This is a genomic window from Cellulomonas sp. P5_C6 (genome assembly GCF_054049635.1).
The window spans coordinates 1-4,068 of sequence record NZ_JBFULZ010000277.1; the positions used below are offsets into that span (position 1 = coordinate 1).

Annotated in this window: 4 protein-coding genes; 2 read left to right on the plus strand and 2 right to left on the minus strand. The window is 69.9% G+C overall.

Annotated elements, in window-relative coordinates; translation table 11 throughout:
* A partial coding sequence (locus tag ACXJKG_RS19935) for a DUF5597 domain-containing protein (RefSeq protein ID WP_456847465.1) occupies window positions 1-1,158 on the plus strand: 1,158 nt, incomplete at its 5' end.
* 115 nt (window positions 1,159-1,273) lie between these two features.
* On the opposite strand, the gene ACXJKG_RS19940 is transcribed toward ACXJKG_RS19935, so the two are convergent.
* Window positions 1,274-1,429 (minus strand): hypothetical protein, encoded by a 156-nt coding sequence (locus ACXJKG_RS19940; protein ID WP_456847466.1) that lies wholly within the window; start codon window positions 1,427-1,429, stop codon window positions 1,274-1,276.
* Between the two features lie 315 nt (window positions 1,430-1,744).
* Between ACXJKG_RS19940 and ACXJKG_RS19945 the strand changes: the two genes are divergently transcribed.
* Window positions 1,745-2,926: a PP2C family protein-serine/threonine phosphatase gene (locus ACXJKG_RS19945; protein ID WP_456847467.1), complete on the plus strand. Its 1,182-nt coding sequence runs from the start codon at window positions 1,745-1,747 to the stop codon at window positions 2,924-2,926.
* Window positions 2,927-3,088: 162 nt separating this feature from the next.
* Here the strand turns inward: ACXJKG_RS19945 and ACXJKG_RS19950 are convergent.
* Window positions 3,089-4,068: zinc-binding dehydrogenase (locus ACXJKG_RS19950; RefSeq protein WP_456847468.1), on the minus strand; the 980-nt coding region annotated here is incomplete at its 5' end.

A 4,068-nucleotide genomic window follows, 5' to 3' on the forward strand; every position in this document is an offset into this window, starting at 1 on the left:
TTGGGGTCGAGCCGCGACCGCTCCTCCGCCGCCCAGCTCGCCTGGCTGTCGCCCATTCCTGAGGCCCTCGTCGAGGCCGTGGCGACCGAACCCGCCGACTTCGACGACGACGTCGTCGATCTGTTCGGTCGCTCGCGCCCGGACGCGGCATCGTGGCAGCAGCGATTCGGCGACGACGATCCGCTGGCCGACGAGGTCTTCATGGCCTGGGGGTTCGCCAGCTATGTCGGCGCCCTGGCGGCGAGGGGAAAGCAGATCAAGGCCCTACCTGCGYACGCGAACGCCTGGCTGGGCCCTCAGCCAGGTCAGGACACGCCGGGCCAGTATCCCAGCGGCGGTCCGACCGCACGGATGAGTGGAGTGTGGCGCGTCGCCGGACCGGCGCTCGATTTCGTGTCCCCCGACATCTACGTCTCCGACAGCGAGTCGGTCATGCGCGAGTACACGTCGGACATCAACCCGCTCTTCATCCCTGAGGCGCGTGTTCTGACCGGTGACGCCTTCCGCGCGTTCGGTGCCTTCAACGCCATGGGCTATCACGTCTTCGGGATCGACGACGTCCGTGACGACAGCCAGCTCTACGACGCCTTCCGGAAGCTTCTCGCCCTCGCTCCGCAGATACTCGAAGCCCAGCGGGACGGTCGCGTGATGGGATTCGCGCTGGATCCGGGGACGGATGCTGCCACCGCACGGCTCGGGTCGACGACCGTCACGGTGCGAAGCGCGCCGAAGCTCCTCGCTGACATGCTGCTCGATGCGGGTGTCCGGCTGCCGGAGCCGGCCCCGCTTCCCGACGAGACCCTGCCAACCGCCCACGCGCCCTCCCCCGGAGACCCGCGCCCGTTCGGAATCGTCCTGCAGACCGGAGATCTCGAATACATCGCCGTGGGACGGCAGGCGATGATCGACTTCGGTCGGGAGGGATCCGTGCTCGAGATCGACAGCCTGCGGGAGCTTCGTCTTCACGACGGCGCCTGGGTCGAGGGCCGCATCCTCAACGGAGACGAACGACTGATGATCCTCGGGCCACACGGGGTGTCGGCCGTGAGGATCACGCTGATCGCGAGCGAGAAGAAGCAGGCCAAGCAGGAGGAGGACATACGGCTCGGCCGCGCCTTGCGCCAGTCGCCCGGGTCCGGCGCCGATGAGAACGACTGACGACTGAGAGCCAGTGCTGGATCTATCCCCAACACGAACGGCCGATAGTTGGCAGACCGCCTCGGCGCCCGCGGCGTCAGCCTGGGAGCACGACGTGGGCTGACGTCCGTGGCCGTCAGGCGCGAGACCTGCCGCGCCCCACAAGCCAGCCGATGAGGCTGATGACGAGCAGTGCGATGCCGATCCACAGCAAAACCTTCGCCGCCGTGACAGCGACGCCGAGAACGATCATCACGACACCAACGACGATCAAGATCAGCCAGAGTGCCATGGGAGCATCTCCTCTTCGGGACTCAGCCTGGAGCGTGAAGCAACCCGCCCGGGCCTGGGGCGACGTCTCTGTACCCCTGGACCGAGCGTCCCACCGAGGCGGGCACCGCGCGAGCGGACGCAGCCATGACCGCGGAGACTTGTCCACGGTCAGAATCACCCGCAGCCAGCGGCGCATCGTCGGCCGCTGCTGCGCCTTGGGGCGGTTGCCGCCTGACTAGGGTGAGAGAAGGCCGGCTTCGTCGACGATCTGGGTGGACGTGACATGACCGCGGGGCCAGACGACCCACGAGGGGGCTCGACTCTGCACGCGCTGATGTCGCTGCTGGAAAGCACGCACCTCGCACCGCCCGACCTGATTCCCGACGCGGTCGACACAGCGATCTCCCACCTCGACGCGAGCGGTGTGCTGTTCCTCGCGGACTACAGCGACACCGTGCTCGTGCCCATGGTGGGCGCCGACCGAGCTCGCCCCGACCTGCTGGCCGTCGACGCGACCCTCGCGGGGCGTGCGTACCGGCTGCTCACCGTGCAGACCAGTGTCTCCGACGGCGTGGGACTGATCTGGATGCCCGTCATCGACGGGGTCGAACGCCTCGGTGTCCTGCAGGTCAGCGTGACGGATGCGGGCCGGCTCGAGGACGACGTGTTCCTGCACGACGTGTGGTCGTTCGCGCACCTCCTCGGCCACCTCGTCTCGATCCTCGACGAGTACGGCGACGCCGTCGATGCGGTGCGCCGCCAGACGCCGCGGACCGTCTCCGCCGAGCTCATCTGGCAGCTGCTCCCACCGCTGACGTCGGGCACCAGCAAGGTCGTCGTCAGCGGCCGCCTGGAACCGTCCTCCGAGGTCGGCGGCGACGTGTTCGACTACGCGCTGTCCGACAGCCGGGCGCAGTTCGCGATCTTCGACGCCACCGGCCACGACCTGCACTCCGGCCTCGCGGCCGCGACCGCGCTCGCTGCCTACCGCAACTCACGCCGTGAGGGTCACGGACTGTTCGAGCAGACCGAGGCTGTCCACCGCGCGGTCGGCGACGAGTTCGCGGGTCGCATGTTCGCGACCGGTGTCCTGGGGACGCTCGATCTCGACACCGGCGAGCTGCGCTACATCGCGGCCGGCCACCCGCCGCCCCTCGTGCTGCGGCGAGGCCACGTGGTCAAGGTCCTGGACTCCGGCCGCCGCCCGCTGCTGGGTCTCGACATGGCGGCCGCGAACGTGGCCGTCGAGTGGCTCGAACCCGACGACGTCCTCGTCCTGTACACCGACGGGATCACCGAGGCCCGTGACGCCGAGCGCCAGTTCTTCGGCCTCGACCGACTGGTGGACTTCGTCGAACGCGAGGCCTCGGACGGCGTTCCCCTGCCCGAGATCGTCCGCCGGGTCGGGCGTCGCATCCTGGAGCACCAGAACGGCATCCTCCAGGACGACGCGACCATCCTGCTGATCCAGTGGACCTCCAACGGTCAGGATGCCCTCGAACCGAGGCCCGAGTAGGGGGTCCCAGGTGCGGCGCATGCCGGCCCAGACCTGTCATTGCACCGGCGGGGTGGAGCGGCCGCGAGGTCCCGACCACCCACATGGCGGAGGTCCAGCCGTCGGCCAGCACGTCCAGGACGGCCTGCGGCGAACACCCCATCGCCCTGGTGACGGTGGCCATCAGCGCGCCGGCTCCGCCGGGTCCAGGACGACCTTGATGCAGCCGTCCTCCTTGGCCTGGAACATCGCGTAAGCCTCCGGAGCCTGCTCCAGCGGGAGCCGGTGCGTGCGCAGGTCGAGCACGCCGAGCGGGTCGTCGTCCGCTGCGACCAGCGGAAGCAGGTCGTTCACCCATCGGCGGACGTTCGCCTGCCCCATCCGCAAGGTCAGCTGGCGGTCGAACAGATCCATCATGGGCAACGGGTCCACCGCACCGCCGTAGACGCCGGAGATCGACACGGTGCCGCCGCGCCGCGCCAGCCGGATGGCCGTCTGCAGCGCCGCCAGGCGATCGATCCCGGCCTTCTCCATCACAGGCCGCGCAAGGGCGTCGGGCAGAAGGCCGGCGAGCTTCTGCGCCCCCGTCGCTGCGGGCGACCCGTGCGCCTCCATGCCCACGGCGTCGATGGTGGCGTCGGCGCCCCGGCCGTCCGTGAGGTCCCGCACCGCGGACTCGAGATCGTCGACCTCCGTCACGTCGAGCACGTCGACGCCGTGCCGGCGGGCCATGGCCAGACGTTCCGGCACGAGGTCCAGGCCGATCACCAGCCCGGCTCCACGGTGCGCAGCGATGCGCGCCGCCATCTGCCCGATCGGGCCCAACCCGACGACGACCACCGACCCGCCCGGCGGAACCTGCGCGTACTCGACGGCCTGCCACGCGGTCGGCAGGACGTCCGAGAGGTAGAGGTACCGCTCGTCGGGGCTCCCGTCGTCCGGCACGATGACCGGCCCGAACTGTGCCTGCGGCACGCGCAGGTACTGCGCCTGCCCGCCTGGGACCTGGCCGTACAGCTTGGTGTACCCGAAGAGGGCCGCGCCCTTGTCCTGGTCGCGGACCTGCGTGGTCTCGCACTGCGAGGTGAGACCGTGCGTGCACATCCAGCAGGTCCCGCACGCGATCCCGAACGGCACGACGACCCGGTCGCCGGGCTTGAGCC

Bases quoted from the DNA above. Each gene is read 5' to 3' on its own strand.
- ACXJKG_RS19940 (WP_456847466.1), bottom strand. From the start codon at position 1,429: ATGGCACTCTGGCTGATCTTGATCGTCGTTGGTGTCGTGATGATCGTT.
- ACXJKG_RS19945 (WP_456847467.1), top strand. From the start codon at position 1,745: ATGTCGCTGCTGGAAAGCACGCACCTCGCACCGCCCGACCTGATTCCC.